The 18,274-nt window shown below is 54.8% G+C and carries 21 protein-coding genes; 6 read left to right on the top strand and 15 right to left on the bottom strand.

The genetic code is table 11. From position 1 onward, the window contains the following. Positions 1-48 precede the first annotated feature (48 nt). On the bottom strand, positions 49-501 hold the full coding sequence (locus ACR0NA_RS00105) for an iron-sulfur cluster assembly scaffold protein (protein ID WP_480449645.1): 453 nt from the start codon (positions 499-501) through the stop codon (positions 49-51). A 48-nt stretch (positions 502-549) separates the two neighbouring features. On the opposite strand from ACR0NA_RS00105, the gene hisI reads away from it, so the two are divergent. Next, positions 550-939 carry a phosphoribosyl-AMP cyclohydrolase gene (gene hisI / locus ACR0NA_RS00100; RefSeq protein ID WP_480724997.1) on the top strand — a complete coding sequence of 130 codons (390 nt, stop codon included), beginning with the start codon at positions 550-552 and terminating at the stop codon, positions 937-939. A gap of 39 nt (positions 940-978) precedes the next feature. Here the strand turns inward: hisI and gluQRS are convergent, their stop codons facing one another. The 4 genes from gluQRS to ACR0NA_RS00080 form a co-directional block, all read right to left on the bottom strand. Beyond that, positions 979-1,824, bottom strand: coding sequence for a tRNA glutamyl-Q(34) synthetase GluQRS (gluQRS, locus tag ACR0NA_RS00095; RefSeq protein WP_480724995.1), 846 nt, complete (start codon positions 1,822-1,824; stop codon positions 979-981). Continuing rightward, complete coding sequence (locus tag ACR0NA_RS00090; protein WP_480724993.1) at positions 1,821-2,435, bottom strand: class I SAM-dependent DNA methyltransferase; 615 nt, start codon at positions 2,433-2,435, stop codon at positions 1,821-1,823. The genes gluQRS and ACR0NA_RS00090 overlap by 4 nt, the downstream gene beginning before the upstream one ends. 37 nt (positions 2,436-2,472) lie before the next feature. Further along, positions 2,473-3,813 (bottom strand): methylenetetrahydrofolate--tRNA-(uracil(54)-C(5))-methyltransferase (FADH(2)-oxidizing) TrmFO, encoded by a 1,341-nt coding sequence (gene trmFO, locus ACR0NA_RS00085; protein ID WP_480724991.1) that lies wholly within the window; start codon positions 3,811-3,813, stop codon positions 2,473-2,475. Between the two features lie 254 nt (positions 3,814-4,067). Continuing rightward, positions 4,068-4,853: an enoyl-CoA hydratase gene (locus ACR0NA_RS00080; protein WP_480724989.1), complete on the bottom strand. Its 786-nt coding sequence runs from the start codon at positions 4,851-4,853 to the stop codon at positions 4,068-4,070. A 58-nt stretch (positions 4,854-4,911) separates the two neighbouring features. Between ACR0NA_RS00080 and ACR0NA_RS00075 the strand changes: the two genes are divergently transcribed. After that, the gene (locus ACR0NA_RS00075) at positions 4,912-5,355 is read left to right on the top strand and encodes a PaaI family thioesterase (protein WP_480724987.1); all 444 of its coding nucleotides are present in this window, start codon (positions 4,912-4,914) and stop codon (positions 5,353-5,355) included. Positions 5,356-5,413: 58 nt separating this feature from the next. Here ACR0NA_RS00075 and ACR0NA_RS00070 read toward each other — a convergent pair whose 3' ends face one another. Next, positions 5,414-5,641, bottom strand: a complete 228-nt coding sequence (locus ACR0NA_RS00070; protein ID WP_170652519.1) for a YjiS-like domain-containing protein — start codon at positions 5,639-5,641, stop codon at positions 5,414-5,416. A gap of 98 nt (positions 5,642-5,739) precedes the next feature. On the opposite strand from ACR0NA_RS00070, the gene ACR0NA_RS00065 reads away from it, so the two are divergent. Next, the gene (locus ACR0NA_RS00065; protein ID WP_480724984.1) at positions 5,740-7,143 is read left to right on the top strand and encodes an aminotransferase-like domain-containing protein; all 1,404 of its coding nucleotides are present in this window, start codon (positions 5,740-5,742) and stop codon (positions 7,141-7,143) included. A 20-nt stretch (positions 7,144-7,163) separates the two neighbouring features. Here the strand turns inward: ACR0NA_RS00065 and ACR0NA_RS00060 are convergent, their stop codons facing one another. Next, positions 7,164-7,712 (bottom strand): hypothetical protein, encoded by a 549-nt coding sequence (locus ACR0NA_RS00060; protein ID WP_480724980.1) that lies wholly within the window; start codon positions 7,710-7,712, stop codon positions 7,164-7,166. Between the two features lie 295 nt (positions 7,713-8,007). Between ACR0NA_RS00060 and rplM the strand changes: the two genes are divergently transcribed. Next, positions 8,008-8,466 (top strand): 50S ribosomal protein L13, encoded by a 459-nt coding sequence (gene rplM / locus ACR0NA_RS00055; protein WP_039536983.1) that lies wholly within the window; start codon positions 8,008-8,010, stop codon positions 8,464-8,466. A gap of 6 nt (positions 8,467-8,472) precedes the next feature. After that, entirely contained in the window at positions 8,473-8,958 is a 486-nt protein-coding gene (gene rpsI / locus ACR0NA_RS00050) for a 30S ribosomal protein S9 (protein WP_039535473.1), read from the top strand. 77 nt (positions 8,959-9,035) lie between these two features. On the opposite strand, the gene ACR0NA_RS00045 is transcribed toward rpsI, so the two are convergent. From ACR0NA_RS00045 to ACR0NA_RS00010, 8 genes are all read right to left on the bottom strand, one after another. Further along, entirely contained in the window at positions 9,036-10,196 is a 1,161-nt protein-coding gene (locus tag ACR0NA_RS00045) for an ABC transporter substrate-binding protein (protein ID WP_480724977.1), read from the bottom strand. 29 nt (positions 10,197-10,225) lie between these two features. Then, the gene (locus ACR0NA_RS00040; RefSeq protein ID WP_480724975.1) at positions 10,226-12,112 is read right to left on the bottom strand and encodes an AMP-dependent synthetase/ligase; all 1,887 of its coding nucleotides are present in this window, start codon (positions 12,110-12,112) and stop codon (positions 10,226-10,228) included. A 17-nt stretch (positions 12,113-12,129) separates the two neighbouring features. Continuing rightward, positions 12,130-12,903, bottom strand: coding sequence for an ABC transporter ATP-binding protein (locus tag ACR0NA_RS00035; RefSeq protein ID WP_170652524.1), 774 nt, complete (start codon positions 12,901-12,903; stop codon positions 12,130-12,132). After that, positions 12,900-13,664 carry an ABC transporter ATP-binding protein gene (locus tag ACR0NA_RS00030; RefSeq protein WP_480724971.1) on the bottom strand — a complete coding sequence of 255 codons (765 nt, stop codon included), beginning with the start codon at positions 13,662-13,664 and terminating at the stop codon, positions 12,900-12,902. Before ACR0NA_RS00030 ends, ACR0NA_RS00035 begins: the two co-directional genes overlap by 4 nt. Then, complete coding sequence (locus ACR0NA_RS00025) at positions 13,661-14,758, bottom strand: branched-chain amino acid ABC transporter permease (protein WP_480449627.1); 1,098 nt, start codon at positions 14,756-14,758, stop codon at positions 13,661-13,663. Before ACR0NA_RS00025 ends, ACR0NA_RS00030 begins: the two co-directional genes overlap by 4 nt. 4 nt (positions 14,759-14,762) lie before the next feature. Further along, complete coding sequence (locus ACR0NA_RS00020; RefSeq protein ID WP_480449625.1) at positions 14,763-15,638, bottom strand: branched-chain amino acid ABC transporter permease; 876 nt, start codon at positions 15,636-15,638, stop codon at positions 14,763-14,765. A 78-nt stretch (positions 15,639-15,716) separates the two neighbouring features. Then, complete coding sequence (locus ACR0NA_RS00015; protein WP_480724966.1) at positions 15,717-16,748, bottom strand: zinc-binding dehydrogenase; 1,032 nt, start codon at positions 16,746-16,748, stop codon at positions 15,717-15,719. A 325-nt stretch (positions 16,749-17,073) separates the two neighbouring features. Then, entirely contained in the window at positions 17,074-17,595 is a 522-nt protein-coding gene (locus ACR0NA_RS00010) for a hypothetical protein (protein ID WP_480724962.1), read from the bottom strand. 557 nt (positions 17,596-18,152) lie between these two features. On the opposite strand from ACR0NA_RS00010, the gene ACR0NA_RS00005 reads away from it, so the two are divergent. Further along, positions 18,153-18,274, top strand: a 122-nt coding sequence (locus tag ACR0NA_RS00005; RefSeq protein ID WP_480725961.1) for an FAD-dependent oxidoreductase, incomplete at its 3' end; no start/stop codon positions are given.

Genomic DNA, 18,274 nt, shown 5'->3' with positions numbered 1-18,274 from the left:
CTCTGAAATTAAAGGGAGATTAGTCGCGTTTGTCTCAGATTGCCACGCTTAGGCGCAATTGGCCTGTTCTGCTGTTTCCATGGCCTCGGCGGTGGCCTCGAGCGCAAGCAGGATCGATGCATGGCGGTTTTTGTAGTCCCGCGCGGGCATCAATACTTCGAGCCCGTCAAACGGGGCATCAGGCGCCGGTCCGTCATTTCTGAGCATATTCTTCAACTGGTCGCGGGCCGTTTCGATCTGCGCGCGTGTCGCCCCCAGAATCGCTGCGCCAACGACCGAGGCCGATGCCTGACCCAATGCACATGCTTTGACGTCCTGCCCAAATTCGGTGACCTTATCACCAGCGACCTTTATATCCACAGTGACGGTCGAGCCACACAAAGGTGAGCGTTTCTTGACCGTTGCATCGGGGTTCTCCAGCCGGTCCAGATGCGGGATATCGGCCGCAAGCGCCAGAATGCGACCGGAATAGAGCTTTATCAGATCTGTCTCGCCGGACATGGGTTTCCCTCGTTGTCTGTTCCCCATACATAGTGGTCACGATGAAGGATGCAAAAGGTTTTTACCATGTCGACTTTCGTGTCATTCGACCCCTCGACTTTGACATACAACGAAGCAGGCCTGATCCCCGCGATTGCTCAGGATCATACCAGCGGAGACGTCCTGATGATGGCATGGATGAATGCGGAAGCAGTGGTGCGTACGCTGGAAACAGGTCGGGTAACCTACTGGTCGCGTTCACGTAAATCCTTTTGGGTCAAAGGGGAAACGTCAGGCCACGTACAGGAACTGATCGATTTCCGCGTTGATTGTGATCGGGATTGCCTGTTGGTACTTGTTCGCCAAACTGGCCCGGCGTGCCATACAAACCGCCGCAGTTGTTTTTATACTTCGGTGCAGGAAGGGGCCGAGGTCGAGCTTATGGCCCCGATGGTGTGACACTGATCTGCACCCAAGGCGAGGGGCCTGAAACCGGGATCAAAGCCCGACCATCGCTCTGACGTCTTCAGGCGTGGCACCTTCGGCGCGGTACTTCAGAATCGCCCGGGCGTCATCCCGTTTTGCCAGCCGTTTTCCATTTTCGTCGCGTATGAGAAGATGGTGATGGTAAATCGGGGTCGGCAAGCCCAGCAGGGATTGCAGCAGGACGTGTATCTGCGTTGCCTCGAACATGTCTTCGCCACGAACAATGTGGGTGATATTCTGATCGGCGTCGTCGACCACAACTGACAAGTGATACGAGCCCGCCATGTCACGCCGGACAAGTACAATATCTCCAACTGCCTGAACAAGCGTTTCCGGATCCAGTTGATGTTTTCCAACGTAAGCATGGCCGGTTTCTTCAAAGGACCGCAAGTTTGCGCAATCGACCGCTTTTTGCATGTCGAGGCGCAAGGCTTCGTTGGCGGATGCTTCAGACAACGGACGCTCGCGGCAAGTGCCAGGATAAATACGGCCATCCGGACCGAATTGAGGAACACCCTCCTGCGGAGCCCCAGCGGCTGCCTTGATATCTGCCCTGTTGCAGCGGCACGGGTAGACAAGCCCCATCTCCGTTAATTGCTTTACAGCCTGGCCATATCTCTGGTGCCGATCTGATTGACGCAAAACCGGGGATGGCCAGGAAAGCCCTAACCAGCCAAGATCATCATAAATCTGATTTTCCCACTGGATGCGTGATCGTGACTGATCGATATCTTCGATCCGCAACAAAAAGCACCCGTTAGATTCACGAGCCATGTCCGCTGCCAAAAGCGCGGAATAGGCATGTCCAAGATGTAGTGGACCTGTAGGCGAAGGTGCAAAGCGTGTAGTGAATTTCACGTTTTCTCAACAACGTAGACGTCGGACTTCAAGTCCATTCCTGGCAAGTGTGGTCCGTATTCCCGAAACAGCAAACGCGCCGACCCCATATCCAGCCAATCATTGAGACGCCCGGAATAGGCGCGATCAGCCAGAGCGTGGTCGTTGAAGGAAAAGGCCAGCAATCCACCTTTGGGCAGGGCATTCATCAGCAAGTCAAAGGTTTCCGGCGGTGCTGCGCCGACACCGATTACCCCTATGGCGGTGATCGCTTTATAGGTGCCTTGCTGCAGCGGGTTGGGGTCCTCGACTTCAAATGTTGAGAGATTCCGGTAAACACCTTTCGCCAAAGCGCCATCCAACATTTGTGGTGTTGGGTCCAGACCATCGATAACCTCGAAACCGACTTTACTCAGGGCAACGCCAGACAACCCGGTACCGCATCCGTAGTCCAGAATTGGAGTCTGGGCTTCGGGCATTTTCGACCACAACGCCTCGGCAACCCGTCCCGGTGTGGCATAGCCATGCTCGCCGACCTCCTTGTCGTAGGAGTCTGCCCACTTTTCATAGTGCGCACGGGTTTCCTGCGGGGTTGAGAGATTGTAAGTGTCTTTCAGGAATTTATCACTCATGCCACCATGTTAGGCGCTTCGGACGCGCGCCGTCCAGTCAGCATTGTTCCAGCCACGTGGTCCATGCGGCCTTGGCGCGGTCCGTATAGGCCTTGTACCGATCTTTGCGGCCGCGACGTCCCCCTTTCAGCCCATCGACCGGGCGGAAAAGGCCAAAGTTGACGTTCATCGGTTGAAAGGTTTTGGCTTCGGCACCGCCGGTGATGTGGTGGATCAGCGCGCCCATGGCGCTGTCCTGAGGAACGTCATCCAGCGACCGCCCCAGGATTTCAGCAGCAGCCATGCGGCCTGCCAGCAATCCCATCGCCGCGCTTTCCACATACCCTTCAACGCCGGTGATCTGACCAGCAAAGCGGATGTTGGCCTTGGATTTCAGCCGCATTTGCGCGTCGAGCAAGGTGGGGGAGTTGATGAAAGTATTGCGATGGATGCCGCCCAAGCGCGCAAAACCGGCATTTTCCAGACCGGGGATCATGCGGAAAACCTCGGTCTGCGCTCCATATTTCATCTTGGTCTGGAAACCCACGATATTGAACAAGGTTCCCAGCGCATTGTCGCGCCGCAGTTGGACGACGGCATGGGGTTTGACATCAGGCTGGTGCGGGTTGGTCAGGCCCACGGGTTTCATCGGCCCGTGACGCAGTGTTTCTCGCCCGCGCTCGGCCATGACTTCGATGGGCAGGCAGCCGTCAAAATATCCGGCAGTTTCGCCTTCGTGAAATTCCGTCTTATCAGCGGCAAGCAGGGCGTCGATGAATGCCTCGTACTGATCCCGGTTCATGGGGCAGTTGAGATATGCTGTGCGCTCTTCTTCTGTTTCACCCTTGTCATAGCGTGACTGCATCCACGCCTGCGTCATGTCGATGCTGTCAGCGTAGACAATCGGTGCGATGGCATCAAAAAAGGCAAGGGATTCGGCACCTGTCTCCTTGCGGATCGCTTCACCAAGAGATGGAGAGGTGAGGGGGCCCGTGGCAAAGATCCATTTACCGTCGTCAGGCAAGTTGCTGACTTCTTCACCGGTCACAGAAATACGCGGGTGGGCGCGCAGTTTTGCGGTTACGGTTTCCGAAAACGGATCGCGGTCGACGGCCAGTGCGCCGCCCGCCGGCAGGCGATGCGCGTCAGCAGTTTTCATGATCAGACCGTTTGCCGCCCTCATTTCCCAGTGAAGCAGGCCAACGGCATTCTGCTCGTCATCGTCAGAGCGGAACGAGTTAGAGCATACCATTTCCGCCAGATTGCCAGTTTGATGCGCAAAGGTGCCCACATTGGGTCGCATTTCATGGATGACTACATCCACGCCCATTTCGGCGGCCTGCCATGCGGCTTCGGAACCGGCCATGCCGCCGCCAACGATATGTAATGTCTCGGTCATGGGCAGCCACATAGGGCAGCGTACGTGAATACGCAACGCTAAGCACATTCATTGCTGCATGTAAGGGAAGTCTTGGGGTCGCCGCTGCGGGAATGTCGACGCCGGTGAGAGAGACCAGCTTGGAGGGACCTTCCGCCCACGGCGACCCAAAAGTACGTTCAAGGTACTAACCTTGTCCAAGCATTGCCACAGTGTTGCCGTTTTGGGAAGTGCAAAAATGCGAACAATCGGCACATTTTGTAGAAACAATTGATCTATTGCTTCCAATTTGGCGGTCTCTTTTCGATAAAAGCCGAGATTCCTTCTTCGGTTTCGCGAAAGAGCATATTTTCAGCCATTACGCCTCCGGTATAGGAATAGGCCTGGTCCAAAGGCATTTGGAGCTGCTGATAAAAGGCCTGTTTACCTATCTTGACGGCCGATCCAAGTTTGGCCGTAATCTTTTCAGCCAGCGCTGCGGTTTCGCTTTCCAGCTTGTCATGGCGCACGACACGGTTGATCAGGCCAAGTTCTGCTGCGCGGTCAGCTTCAATAAATTCCCCCGTAGTCAGCATTTCAAACGCTTGTTTTCGCGGGATGTTCCTACTGAGTGCGACCATCGGAGTCGAACAGAACAGCCCGATATTTACACCATTTACGCCAAATCTGGTGCCTTCGGCAGCTACGGCCAAATCGCAGGTAGCGACCAACTGGCAACCGGCGGCCGTGGCAATGCCGTGTACTTGGGCAATAACGGGTTGGGGCAGGGACTGAATCGACATCATTACCCGTGCGCAACGCTGAAACAGATCCGCAAAGTAGGCCTGCCCACCATCTTCGGCTTGCCGTCCAGCTGTCATTTGCTTGAGGTCGTGACCGGCACAAAATGCTTTTCCTGCACCAGACAGAATCACAGCGCGGATCGCGCGGTCCTCTTTCAGGGCATCAAGTTCTGTTTGTAGCGCTGCCAGCATCTCGTCACTTAAGGCGTTCAGGCGATCCGGCGTATTTAGTTGCAGATGGGCGATGGCATCTGTGTCGTTACGTTCCAGAATTGTCATCTTGCTCTCCCCATATCAGTCAGGGCAACTCTAGGGCTGGAATGTCAGGAGGGAAAGCATGTCGTTGGCCATGACCAAAGAAGAGTTGTCGGAATACATGGCCGTGGTGTTTCCGCAGGTCAAAGAAGATTTTGCGATCGATGATCTGACCGAAGATACGGTGACAATGCGCTTGCTTACCGCTGAGCGCCACTTGCGCCCAGGGGGGACTGTGTCCGGGCCATCCATGTTCGCTCTGGCCGATGTCTGCGTGTACGCAATGGTTCTTGCAAGGTTGGGAAAAAAAGCGCTGGCGGTTACCACCAGTTGCTCCATGGATTTCATGCGCAAGCCTGACGGATCATCGCAGATGATTGCGCAATGCCGGTTGCTCAAACTAGGACGCACTTTGGCGGTAGGTGATATTTTGATGTTTTCAGTGGGATCAGAGAAACCAGTCGCTCGGGCGACAATGACCTACTCAATTCCCCCTGCGGGGTCGGCGGCAGCCCTAACCGGATAAAAAGGGCCGGGGAAAAACCCCGGCCAGGGAAGAGGTCCCTTACGGGACTGGGGATATGTCAAATCTGCCAGAAGTAACGGCGCGTCTCGTTTCTGGCCTGCGGCCGACTCAGGCCCACGTCCATAAGCAGCCTGTCATCCAGCCGGCCAAGATTAATTCGACTGCGGCGGCGTTGTTCCCATTGTGTGATGACCGCGGCAAAGCGCACTGCCAGAAGGGCGACCACTGGCAGCCGGGGGCTGGTGTTCAGCAACATCAGGGCGGAGTTGTGCATTGCGCGTGTCATGTCAAAATTCCTTTCAATTGTATTGACACAAAGTTGGGCGTTTCGATACAAGGCATAGGTACACCCGGAATTGTCCCAAATTCAAAGAAAGAATTGTAATGGATACAATTTGGCCTGAGGCGCTACCCAAAGCAAAGGGAGCAAAGTACACTCTGGTTGCAGATACGATACGAAAAGCAATCGAAAACAAAGATTTGGAGGTTGGTGTTAAGCTCCCACCCGTGCGCGAACTTGCGTACCGACTGCAAATTACTCCGGGTACGGTCGCAAGGGCCTACACGATTCTCACTGATGAAGGGTTGCTACAAGCAGAAGTTGGACGTGGTACATTTGTTGCCCCACCAAAATCTCCGATACTTGACGATGTTTGGTCGCGACAGCTGCACCTTCGCGACGACAAACATGACGACAGTGTCAGCTTGTTCAGTCCGCGGCTGCCTGACGTGGGGCAGGTATCGCTGATCCGGGAGTGCATGGCTAAGGTCACCCAAGGCGATCCGCGCATGTTCATGAACTATCCCACACGCGATGCCTACCTGCCGGTTCGGCAGGCGGTCGTTGATTGGCTGTCGGATTTACCATTGGGGGGCGTGACCGCCGACGACATTGTTCTGACACACGGAGGGCAAAGCGGCATCTGCGTGGTTTTCCAAACCATTCTAAAAGGGCCGAAACCCGTTGTTCTGGTCGAGGATCTGTCCTACGCCGGATTTCGTCGGGCCGGTGACCTGATGAGAGCAGATGTCATCGGCGTCAAAATGGACAAGTGGGGGATCAGCGCCGAGGCGTTGGACCATCTGCTGCGTCAGACACCTGCACAGGCAATTTGCGTATCCCCAGAAGTGCAAAACCCAACCGGTGGTCACACGCCGCTGGAGCGACGCAAAGAAGTCGTTGAGGTCGCTCGGCGTCATGATGTCGAGATTGTCGAGGATGACTGTTACCGTATGGGTGAGGCACGGGCTCCGAGTTACAGAGCGCTGGCGCCCGAGCGGGGATGGCATGTGTCCTCCATCTCAAAAACGCTGACGCCGGCCTTGCGTGTTGGATTTGCGATCGCCCCCAAGGAACGGAGCGGTGATTTGCGGAGGTCCGCCGAATACGGGTATTTCGGTCTGGCACAGCCCCTGGCGGAACTGACGAGGCTGTTGCTTAGCGATCCCCGGGCACAGCAACTGGCCCGGGATGTCAGGGCGAAGATGGGAGAGTACGTACGGGTGACAGTAAATGCACTTGGCGGGTTTGACCTGAACTGGGATTCCGAAGTTCCCTTTGTTTGGCTGAGCCTGCCATCTGGCTGGCGTTCAGCGGCATTTAGCCGGGCTGCCGAGCGGGAGGGAATACAACTAAGGTCCGCTGATGAGTTTGCATTGCGCGATGGCCGTGCGCCCAACGCAGTTCGAATTGCGATGAACGGGCATGTCACCCTAGAGCAATTCGAGGACGCCATGCTTCGGCTGCGGGCCTTGCTGGATAATCCGCCCGAACAGATCAGCGTCTGACGGGCGGATTGTCTGGTTCGCTATTTCTTTTCGCCCAAGGGCACCCAGACGGCAATGTCGTTGGTGCCATAGCTCCAGATGTCTCTCGATGCGGCGATCCCGGCGGTGACCGCTGCCGTTACAAGACCTGCAACAGACGGGCCGCTGACAACCACCCCGTCAAGACGCGGACGGAACGTGAAATCGGATTTGCGCTCGCCTGTCGTGCAGACCAAGCGGATCGGGGTGGGCTTTCCCTTGAATTTGGGAGCACGAATAATGGCCGGGGTTGTGAAGCTGGCCGAAAACTCGGCTGAATCGAGCTTGCACGCTGCACCGACAACCTCTTTCCTGTCCAGAGGCGGGCCTTGCTGCGTCTCGCCCTGTGTATTGACGGGCTCGGCGTCGGTGCTGTCCTCGTTCTCTGAAATATAGGTGCGCACAACCGGTTCAGTAAAACCCACAACCCGGGCACTTGTGCTGCTGTGCTTGATGTTCACCTCAACCGGCGGCGTGGTGATAGGTGCGCCTTGGGTACACGCGGTCAAAAGCGCGGCACCGGCAAACACGGCAATATGGCCAAACTTCATTGTAACTCTCTTTTAAGTCGTTTGATACGGATGCCAATGCAGCTTTGTGAGGGTGAACGTAAGGCACGGCATTCAATCTTTGCGAGTAGTGTGTTTTTAGAGAGACAAAACCGGAAGATCAGACACTCAAAGAATGGGGTAATATAATACCTAATTTATAACCTCTTGTATTTAATCAATTAAATCATGATTGCCGCGCTTGACGCGACGCCTGCGGGTGTCTAGATACGCATCCATCGAATTCGGGCCGCTCTGTCTTAGGGCGGTCTTTCACATCAAACAGGACTATCCTGCCATGAAAACCTTTTCTGCAACACCTGCAGACATCGACAAGAAGTGGATCCTGATCGACGCCGAGGGCGTTGTTCTGGGCCGTCTTGCCTCGATCGTCGCCATGCGCCTGCGTGGCAAGCACAAAGCGTCGTTCACCCCGAACATGGACATGGGCGACAACGTCATCGTGATCAACGCTGACAAAATCCAGATGACCGGCAAGAAGCGCGAAGAGAACTTCTACTGGCACACTGGTCACCCGGGCGGCATCAAATCGCGCACCAAGCAGCAGATCCTCGAGGGTGCACACCCCGAGCGCGTCGTGACCCAGGCGGTCAAGCGCATGCTGCCGGGCAACCGTCTGGCGCGTCAGCAGATGACCAACCTGCGCGTTTATGCCGGTGCCGAGCACCCGCACGAAGCCCAGGCCCCCGAAGTTCTGGACGTCAAGTCCATGAACAAGAAAAACACCCGGAGCTAATGACCGATGGCTGATCAGATCAATACTCTCGAAGAGCTGAGCGCCGTCGCAGGCGTTGAAACCGTGGCCGAAGAAGTCATCGTGCGCGAACCCGTACGTGACGAGCTGGGCCGTTCGTATGCCACCGGCAAGCGTAAAGACGCTGTTGCCCGCGTGTGGATCAAGCCGGGTTCCGGCAAGGTCACCGTGAACGGCAAGGACCAGGACAAGTACTTCGCACGTCCCGTTCTGCAGCTGATCCTGCGCCAGCCGTTTCAGGTTGCCGGTGTGGAAGGTGAGTTCGACGTTGTCGCAACCGTCAAAGGCGGTGGCCTGACCGGTCAGGCCGGTGCGGTCAAGCACGGCATCTCGAAAGCACTGCAACTGTACGATCCGTCGCTGCGTGGCGCTCTGAAAGCCGCTGGCTTCCTGACCCGTGACAGCCGCGTTGTGGAGCGTAAGAAATACGGTAAGCGCAAAGCGCGTCGTTCGTTCCAGTTCTCGAAGCGTTAATTCGCTGCCGAGTGCACAAAATCAAAGGGCTCGCGATTGCGAGCCCTTTTTTGTTGTAGGGACGGAATTCTCGGCCGTTACTCTTCGTGGACCTTCTTCCACGCACCGCCTTCGACCAGATTGACGTAAACGGTATCGGCGCCCTGATGGTCGTCCGGCCCAAAGGTCATGTGGTTGCCGACAAGATCGTCCTGATAATCAAGAGACTCCATCGCAGCGATGAAACTCTCATGTGTCAGGTCCGGGCCGGCAGCCTCTAGCGCTTTGACCATCATTTCGGCAGCTGCATAGCCCAGCATGGCAAAGCCAACCGGGTCTTCGCCTGTTGCAGCCTTGTACTCTTCGATGAATGCTTTCGGAGCAGGCTCATCCGCGCGCGCCCACAGGTCCTGCCAGGAGGCTGCCGAATAGAACCCGTCAGTTACGCCACCGGGCACCTGAGCTACCACGGTCAGGAAACTGGCCGATGTCCCCAGAAACTTCATGTCATCCAGGCCCATTTTCTTGGCGGTACCGACCACGGTGATGGCCTGCCGCACACCCAAGGCGATGGTGACGATGTCACAGCCTTCTTCCTTGAGCTTGCTAAGTGAGCCGACAAAATCTGTCTCATCCGGTTTGTGAGTGGTTTCGGCTGCAAAGGTAATCCCGGCCTCTTCCGCGCCAGCTTTTGATCCTTCGAGGATTTCCTTCCCGAAATCGGTAGGCAGATACATGGTGCAGACCTTTTCGGCACCAAACTCTTCGGTCAGATACTTCACACCGACCCGGCTTTGGTCATAGTAGCTTGAGAAAGACGTGAACTTGTTGTCCACGGGATCCTGCAGCATCTGACGTGCAGCCGACAACGGCGCCACATTCGGAATCCCTTTGGGATCGAGCAGCTTGAAGCCTGCCAGGTTCATCGGCGTGCCAAGACTTTGCAACATGGCAAACACTTTGTCGCGATTCAGCAGCTTATTATAGCCCTGCATCGCGCGCGGCATCTGATATCCGTTGTCCTCGACTACGTAACGAATTGTACGACCGTGCACACCACCATCTGCGTTCACCCGGTCGAATACGACGTTTGCACCTTTCACGGCTGGTACACCAACAGCCGCAAAAATCCCGCTGAGATCATTGACCGATCCGATTATCACCTCTTCGTCGGTCACGCCCTGCGTTTCCGCGCTGGCAAGGGTCGCAGCCGCCGTCAATGCAGTGGCGGCTGTCAGCCGCTTGATCATAGTTTTCATGTTTCTCCTCCCTTTGGGTAATCCCGGCACTATTTGTACATATCTTCAATCAGATGTCCGTGTTTCTTTTCGACAAACCCTCGTTTCAGTTTCATTGTCGCGGTCAACTCCTCGTCTTCGGCTGTCAAAAGCACATCGATCAGGCGGAAGTCCTTGATCTGTTCGACCCGCGCGAATTCTTTGTTCACGGCTTTAACCTCGTCTTCAATAAGCTGCTTCACCTCCTTGGCGGCGCAAAGCGACGCAAAGTTTGAAAACGGAATCTTGTTGTCCTGAGCGTATTTCTCGACATTCTCCTGATCAATCATAATCAGCGCTGTCAGGTACTTACGCCGGTCACCGATTATTACGGCATCGGAAACGAAGTGGCTGAATTTCAGGCGGCTTTCGATCTCGGCAGGCGTGATATTCTTGCCGCCTGCGGTGATGATGATGTCTTTCAAACGTCCTGTAATCGTGACGAAACCATCGTCATCCATTCGCCCGACATCGCCTGTTCTCAACCATCCGTCGGCTGTGAATGTCTCGGCCGTTTTTTCGTTATTGCGCCAATAACCCTGGAACGTATTCAAGCCGTGGACCTGTATTTCGCCACCATCGGCGATACGGACCTGAATGCCCGGAACGGCCTTGCCGATCGTACCAATCCTGTTTTCCTCAAGCGTGTTGATTGTAGCCAGCCCTGAGGTTTCGGTCATGCCATAACCCTCGACCAGCGGCACACCGATAGCCCAGTACCATTTCAGCAATTCAGGAGAGATAGGTGCCGCGCCGGTACCGCCGCGTCGCATTTTGTCCATGCCCAGCATGCGCCGCAAATTTCTAAGCACCAGCCTGTTCCAGACCCAGAACTGAGCAGACACAATGGCGGGAACAGGTTTGTTTTCAATAAGGTATTCGGCGCGCTTCATCCCAGATTTCAGGGCCAGCCCAAATGCCGCGCGGCCAGTTGGCGTGGCCTCTTGCGCCATGATGAGAACCTGAGAATAGATCTTTTCCCATACACGCGGCACAGCGGTGAAGGTTGCTGGCGAAACCTCCTGTAGATTTGCAAAAACCGTTTCCGGATTTTCTGCAAAGTTCACTGTGTTTTTTGCCGCTAGCGGAAAATAGATCGACACATCGCGTTCCAGAATATGGCACAGCGGCAGGAAGCAAAGTTGTTCGTCGCTTGAGAATGTGGGCAGGCGATGCGCGCCTGCTTCGATCGCGGCCATGATATTTTCATGGCTCAGCATGGCGCCTTTGGGCATCCCGGTGGTGCCGGATGTGTAAATTAGTAGCGCCGTGTCCTGAGGGCTGGCTTTGGCGATTTCAAGATCGAACGCTCCGGGGTCCTCTTTTTCAGCCAGTCTTCCGATTTCATACAGATCATTGATCATCATGCAACGATGATGCTCAAGGTCGTGCAGGCCTTCGTCTTCAAGGATGATGACGTTCAAAAGACCGGGAACATCGGCCTCGATTTCCAGGTATTTATCCAGTTGTTCTTCGTTTTCGACGATCAGAAACCGGCTATCGCTGTCGTTTACCAGATACCGAAGCTGACTGGCTGAATCGGTCGTGTAGACCCCCGAAGCAATCCCGCCGACAGACTGGATGCCCATATCGAAATAGGCCCATTCCTTTCGATCTTCGGACAGGATCGAGACGACCTCGCCGCGCTGCAGGCCCAGTTTGCGCAAGGCAAGGCCAATCCATTTGGCGTGCTGCCAATAATCCGCCCAGGAATACGTCTTCCAGATGCCAAAGTCCTTTTCACGGTGCGCAGTCCGTCTGCCCAATTCCGCGCATCGTTTCTGAAAAAGCCCGGGAATTGTCGTGCAATCATCAACCCTGACGGGGCGCTGCCCGGGGGTGGCGTTGAAAGACACGCCATTGATCACTGTCTGAGGGGGCAGGGTGCTTACATCCATTTTGCTCACCTCTGTTGTCATCGCCAAGTTTTCTTACGTTTCCAGCGGCGGTTTTCACGCGCGCCTTCTTCCTGAACGCCAAGATAGAAGTTCTGGATATCCTCTGATTTCATCAGATCGTCCGCGTCTCCGTCCATAACAATGCGCCCGACCTCCATGACATATCCATGATGCGCCAGTTCCAGAGCGGCAGAAGCGTTCTGTTCCACCAGCATGATCGTCATGTTCTGTTCTTCGTTCAGGCGTCTGAGTATCGCGAAAATTTCCTGAACCAGAAGTGGTGACAAGCCCAGAGAGGGTTCATCCAGCAACATGATTTTCGGGTTGCCCATCAAGCCGCGTCCAATGGCCAGCATTTGTTGTTGGCCGCCTGACAGGGTTCCCGCCTCTTGGTTTCGGCGTTCCTTGAGGACCGGGAAGTAGTTGAACACGAGTTCGCGGTCCCGTTCGATCTGGGCTTTGTCTCGCAGGGTGTAGGCCCCGAGGCTCAGGTTGTCATCGACCGTCAGCAGGGGAAAAACCTCTCGTCCCTCCGGGACGTGTACAATTCCCTTTTGCACGACTTTATGTGGTTCCGAACCTTGTATGTTTTCGTTTTCAAACGTGATGGTACCTTTTTCGGGGTCCATAACGCCTGAAACGGTTTTCATCAGAGTAGTTTTTCCAGCGCCATTGGCGCCAAGGATCGAGACGATCTTTCCCGGATGAACATCCAGAGAAACGCCCCGAATGGCCATGATCGGACCATAGAAACTTTCGATATTTCGGATTTTTAGAATGGGTTCGCTCATGATGCTTTCCCCAGATAGGCTTCGACGACTGCCGGATGGGACTGAACTTCGCTGGGGGTTCCCAAGGCCAGTTTGGCACCGTCTGCCATGGCCAGAACGCGATCAGAAACACCAGAAACAAGTCCCATATCGTGCTCGACCATCAATACGGTGATGCCCATCTGACGGCGGATGTCGTCGATCCACCACCGCATGTCGGTTGTTTCTTCGACCGACAAGCCTGACGCCGGTTCGTCCAGCAGCAGCAATTTGGGATCCGTCGCCAAGGCCCGTGCGACCTCGACAACTTTTCTGACACCATAAGGCAGCCCCGCGATCATTTTATCGCGGTAGGCCTGAAGATCCAGAAAGTCGATGACCTCCTCGACCTTTTCGCGGTTCTCGATTTCCTGCCGTTTGGCTGATGGGGTAAAGAACAACTCGGTCAGCAGATTGCTTTTGCGATGGCGATGCCGCCCGACAAGAAGGTTCTGCAAAACCGTGGCGTGTTCGAACAGCTCAATGTTCTGGAATGTACGCGCCACCCCAAAGGCTGCGACGCCCGAAGGTTTAACCTCCAGAAGATCATGTCCGTCAAACCGGATTGATCCGTTATATGGGTCATAAAAGCGCGATATCAGGTTGAATACAGTTGATTTTCCGGCACCATTTGGTCCGACGATTGCAAAGACCTCGCCCTGATTCACAGAAAAGGAAAGGTCATTGACGGCCGTCAGTCCGCCGAATTTTAGCGTGACATTCTCAAAATCCAAAAAGCTCATCTCAGGCGCTCCGTCTTGAGGTAGGATTTTTGCCTTTTGAACATATCCTTGCGGTAGAAAGGGAACAGCTCGAACCAAGTGCGAATTTTCAACCATCGGCCATAAATGCCCATCGGCTCGAACAGGATGAAGGCGATCAGGATCATTCCGAATATGCCGAATTCCAGCCCGGGAATGGCGACAGTGTTTCCGCCAAATACTGCCCCGACATATTCCTTGGATATGGACAGGAATTGCGGCAGGAACCCGATGACGATGGCACCGAAGAATGCGCCGTGGATCGATCCCAGACCACCGATGACGATCATCATCAGCAGCTGAATCGAGATAACAACGCTGAAAGTTTCGTTGTTGAAAGCCCCGGAATACATGCCCATCAATGCGCCTGCCCATCCCGTGATCGCACAGGAAATCGCAAAGGAGATGGTTTTGGTCCGCGAGATGTCGACGCCCATTGCCTGTGCCGAAACTTCCGAATCCCTGACGGCGATAAAGCTTCGGCCCAATGGCGCACGCAGAAGGTTGATGTATCCAAGCGTCACAAGGACAGTGATGATCAGGACCAGCCAATAAAACAGATCAGGCGTTCCCCAGCGGTCAATAGTCAAACCCAGAACGTCGACGCCACCGATGTATTTTCCGGCAACGCCGCCAGTGATCGGCTCGGCCAGAACGATGATGTCATCCATCAAAATGGACAGGGCCAGCGTAAAGATAGCCAGATAGATGCCGTGCAGTCGCAGGGCAGGGATGGCAACAGTCACCCCGGCAATACCTGTCATGATACCGGCCAGCGGAAAGGCGATCAGAAAGGGTACACCCGCTTCGACCAGAATGACGTTGGCATAGCACCCAAAGGCAAGAAATGCCGCATGTCCAAGGCTGGCCTGTCCGGTATGTCCAGTCAGGATCATCAGGCCAAGCCCTGCAATGGCCCAGATCAGGACATTGGTCAGTTCCCCAAGATAGAATTCATCCAGCCACCAGGGCGCAGCAGCGACCACGGCGAGAAGAATGAGATAAAGGCTTAGCTGATACCCGTCTTTCCAGGGGCGGATATCCTGCATGTAGTCGGTTTTGAATACAATCCGCATCGCTTCAGACCTTTTTTACGCGCACTTGGCTGAACAGCCCGTGAGGGCGGAAAATCAGCACGGCAAGCAACAACGCATATGGTGCAATCTGACTGTATCCAGCTGCGATATATCGGCTGGCGAATGGCTCGATCACACCAACGATCAGGCCACCGGCAAGGGCACCATGCAAGCTGCCAAAGCCGCCGATCACCGCTGCAGCGAAAGCCTTGATGCCCAAAAGTCCGGTATTAGGATCGACCGAGCCTTTGGCTGCAAACAGAATGCCAGCAATTCCGGCAACCACACCTGCCAGTGCCCAGATAAAGCTCTGAACCCGTTTGACAGGCACACCCATGTAATAGGCGGCCAACTGGTTCTGAGATGCACCCTGCATCGCGAGCCCAAGTTTGGTTCTGCTGAAGAAAACATACAGCCCCCAGGTGAGCAGTATGGTGACGACGATAACGGCTACGTCCTCCATCCCCAGAACCAACCCGCCAAAGCGGACGTCCTTTCCTGCCAGCGGGTTCTGCAACGTCTGTGGCTCATGTCCCCAGATCAGCCCGGCCACGAACCGGATCACAAAACCAAGTGCGATGGTCAGAATGACAACGGCGGTCTGGCTTTCCCCGAACATGCGCCGGATGATCAATCGGTCGAGCAAATATCCCAGTCCCCCCATGATCCCCAGGGAAATCGGAAGTGCCAGCCAGAAAGGCAGACCCATGTATTCCGTATTCGTCAATCCGATGGTGACAAAAGCGCCCAGCATCATGAAATCGCCCTGCGCAAAGTTCACGGCTTCGGTCGCTTTATAGATCAGTACAAAACCTAGTGCGATCAGGCCGTAGACACAGCCATTCGCCAGCCCGCTGATCAGCAGCTGTACGTTGTCCAAATTTTTCCTCCCTGCGCCGGTAAAACCGGCGTCCTTATCCTGCCCATGCGCTCCTCACTTCGCGGGGGCGTGACTCTACTATGGCGTGATCATTACCTTTCCGTCACTCTTTTTCAGCGCATCTGCCAAACCCGACACAACGTCACGAAGTTTAAGGTGTTCGGATACGTCCGTTTGCCAGCGTCCATCTGCAAAACGCGCCTGCACTTCGGAAACAACGCGCATCTGATCGGCTGGTGGCGTGTTCATCATCCACTCGGTCAGCCAGAATCCTTCGATCCGTTTGCCCATGAAAATGAACTGTCCGACCTGTGTCAGCTTTGGCGGCTCCGTGCTCAATTTTCCGTAGCAGATCCACCGCGCGCGGTTGGGCATGGAGGTGAAAATCTGCTCGGAAACCTGATCTGCCACGGCGTCGAGAAACACCCGAGGCTTCAATTGCTTGCTGATCGACGCAAATTGCCGGGGCATATCCGGGTCACTGCTGACCAGAACTTCTTCAGCACCCAGAGATTTAAGTGCTTCGACCGTTTCACTCCGGCGGACGATCGCAATGGGCTTCATGCCAAGATCGCGTCCAAGGCTGCACATCAACTTACCCAATTGGCTTGTCGCGGCGGAAATGACAAAGGCGTCCCCGTCTGCACGTGCAATATCAACCATGGCCATTGCGGTAAGCGGATTGACGATCTGCGCTGCGCCATCTTCATCAGAAACATCCGGTCGCAGCGGGATGCACATCCGAGCTTGCGTAAGTACATATTCCGCCCACGCACCAGTACCCGCGGCAATAAACGAAACCCGCTGTCCCAGCAGCGCTTCAGCCCCTTCTCCAGCAGTGACAACGTCGCCGCACCCCTCAAAACCGGCAGGAGCACCTTTGACACGGGGTTGTCCGTATTCGCCTTTGATGAAGTGAATATCCGATGGATTGACGGACGCCACACGCAACCGGATCAGCACCTGTCCCGGGCCGGGTGTGGGTAACGGCAACTCCGCCTCAGCAAGCCAGTCCGCTGCATTGTCGATCATAGGGCCGGTTGCCGCATCAGAATACCCATCATGAGTTTGAATAACGGCAAACATTTGAGACGGAAGATCGTCTTTCATTTAATTGTCCTTGGATCGGGTTTGTTGGGTGCACATGCGCAAATGCCCAGCATTTTAAGGGGCAAGGCGTGCCAAAATCTCTGAATCGGCAACACCATTTCTGCACGGCTGACATCTCGCGGGAACTTCGGTTTGGATATCCGGCTTGCCGGGCCGCCGAGCGGGATGTGAATAGCGGGCAAGTGCAAATGCATGTCCAGTCTGGTTGGTGACTTGCTGAATGCAAACATGCCACCAAGGCTTCCGTCAATTTCTTACCGCAATGACGTGGCGGAAAACCCCTGACGAGAAGAGGGTCGGCGAGCACCGCCGACCCGTTTGCTTATTATTGTGTCAACAGTGATCTTAGTTCTTCGATTTTCGCCGCAAAAGTTTCCGGCGCTGCCTTGATGTCGTCCAAAATCTTGATCGCCTGCGACTTTATATCCTGAGACAACTGGCTTTCCTGAACTGCCGCTACGACCTTATCGTAGTCGAACTGTTCTGCGGTCAGCATGCCGCTTTCCACCCACGAGTTCAGAAGTTCCTGTCCCTGATCGCTAAGTGCCGCAACCTGCTCGCCTGCTTGTTGGGCCAGATCATTGGCGGTGTCACTTGCCTGCTGCGCCGCTTCGGACGCCTGATCTGCAACTGACGAAGCCGCTTCGGATGCTTGCTGTGTGGCATTGTTCACAGCTTCGCTGGCTGCTTCCTGAGCTGCAGAAGCCGCTTCGCTCACGGCTTGTCCGGCATCTTCAGCTGCAGACTGTAGTTTTTCGGCTGCGGTGGGTTCGGGCTGGTTTATAAAGAAATAGCCGCCGACAACAATTGCGGCGAGAACTGCGATGATAACGATTACACGCGACATTTGGATCTCCTTTGGAAAATGTGCCGCCCAGATGGTTGATATCTAAAGGGAAAAAAAGGGGAAAGTCCGGATAAACTGTTCACAACCAGAGTTTGAGCCGGGAGGCGCTGGTTATACACGGTTGCAGTGGCGGGATACTGCCGCTTTTTGACGGCAAGTGATAATGGTTCAATCCCAGGCAAAATTTTCCAGATTTGACGGAATTGCTGACTGAGAAGGACGAGTGTTTGCCAAAATTTGATGGAGAGACAAGGATTCGAACCTTGGGCGCTTTTCTTAAGCCCAGGATCGGCATCTCCCGCGGCAAGGGTTGGCATGGAAACACTTCATAGATTTTAAACTGTATCGGCTCCGTAGTGTTAATGCAGAATGGAAAGCAGCCCGTCACCGCGCTTGAGCACACCACTTCCGTAACCGGATATTTTATTGGCAGCCGGATAAGTAATTTCACCGGGCAGAAAATTCACGCATTGAGAATAGTTTTCATGAGGCACACCAGTTCAGTTTGGGTAGTTTGATGCACAGTTTGTTGGGGCTTCCAATTCAAGGTTTCTGAAATGCTAACTAAAAATTGCCAGGCCGTTGTCATCGGAGGTGGTCTTGTCGGTTGTTCGATTCTCTACCATCTTGCCAAGCTTGGTTGGACCGACGTTGTTCTGCTGGAGCGGGACGAGCTGAC

Source organism: Ruegeria sp. C11 (genome assembly GCF_056537725.1).
Note: the sequence above shows the minus strand (reverse complement) of the source record. Positions and strands in the feature narration are given on the sequence as shown.

Coding starts and splice junctions, on each gene's coding strand:
- ACR0NA_RS00105 (WP_480449645.1), bottom strand. CDS start 501: ATGTCCGGCGAGACAGATCTGATAAAGCTCTATTCCGGTCGCATTCTG.
- hisI (WP_480724997.1), top strand. CDS start 550: ATGCAAAAGGTTTTTACCATGTCGACTTTCGTGTCATTCGACCCCTCG.
- ACR0NA_RS00090 (WP_480724993.1), bottom strand. CDS start 2,435: ATGAGTGATAAATTCCTGAAAGACACTTACAATCTCTCAACCCCGCAG.
- trmFO (WP_480724991.1), bottom strand. CDS start 3,813: ATGACCGAGACATTACATATCGTTGGCGGCGGCATGGCCGGTTCCGAA.
- ACR0NA_RS00080 (WP_480724989.1), bottom strand. CDS start 4,853: ATGACAATTCTGGAACGTAACGACACAGATGCCATCGCCCATCTGCAA.
- ACR0NA_RS00075 (WP_480724987.1), top strand. CDS start 4,912: ATGTCGTTGGCCATGACCAAAGAAGAGTTGTCGGAATACATGGCCGTG.
- ACR0NA_RS00070 (WP_170652519.1), bottom strand. CDS start 5,641: ATGACACGCGCAATGCACAACTCCGCCCTGATGTTGCTGAACACCAGC.
- ACR0NA_RS00065 (WP_480724984.1), top strand. CDS start 5,740: ATGGATACAATTTGGCCTGAGGCGCTACCCAAAGCAAAGGGAGCAAAG.
- ACR0NA_RS00060 (WP_480724980.1), bottom strand. CDS start 7,712: ATGAAGTTTGGCCATATTGCCGTGTTTGCCGGTGCCGCGCTTTTGACC.
- rplM (WP_039536983.1), top strand. CDS start 8,008: ATGAAAACCTTTTCTGCAACACCTGCAGACATCGACAAGAAGTGGATC.
- rpsI (WP_039535473.1), top strand. CDS start 8,473: ATGGCTGATCAGATCAATACTCTCGAAGAGCTGAGCGCCGTCGCAGGC.
- ACR0NA_RS00045 (WP_480724977.1), bottom strand. CDS start 10,196: ATGAAAACTATGATCAAGCGGCTGACAGCCGCCACTGCATTGACGGCG.
- ACR0NA_RS00040 (WP_480724975.1), bottom strand. CDS start 12,112: ATGGATGTAAGCACCCTGCCCCCTCAGACAGTGATCAATGGCGTGTCT.
- ACR0NA_RS00035 (WP_170652524.1), bottom strand. CDS start 12,903: ATGAGCGAACCCATTCTAAAAATCCGAAATATCGAAAGTTTCTATGGT.
- ACR0NA_RS00030 (WP_480724971.1), bottom strand. CDS start 13,664: ATGAGCTTTTTGGATTTTGAGAATGTCACGCTAAAATTCGGCGGACTG.
- ACR0NA_RS00025 (WP_480449627.1), bottom strand. CDS start 14,758: ATGCGGATTGTATTCAAAACCGACTACATGCAGGATATCCGCCCCTGG.
- ACR0NA_RS00015 (WP_480724966.1), bottom strand. CDS start 16,748: ATGAAAGACGATCTTCCGTCTCAAATGTTTGCCGTTATTCAAACTCAT.
- ACR0NA_RS00010 (WP_480724962.1), bottom strand. CDS start 17,595: ATGTCGCGTGTAATCGTTATCATCGCAGTTCTCGCCGCAATTGTTGTC.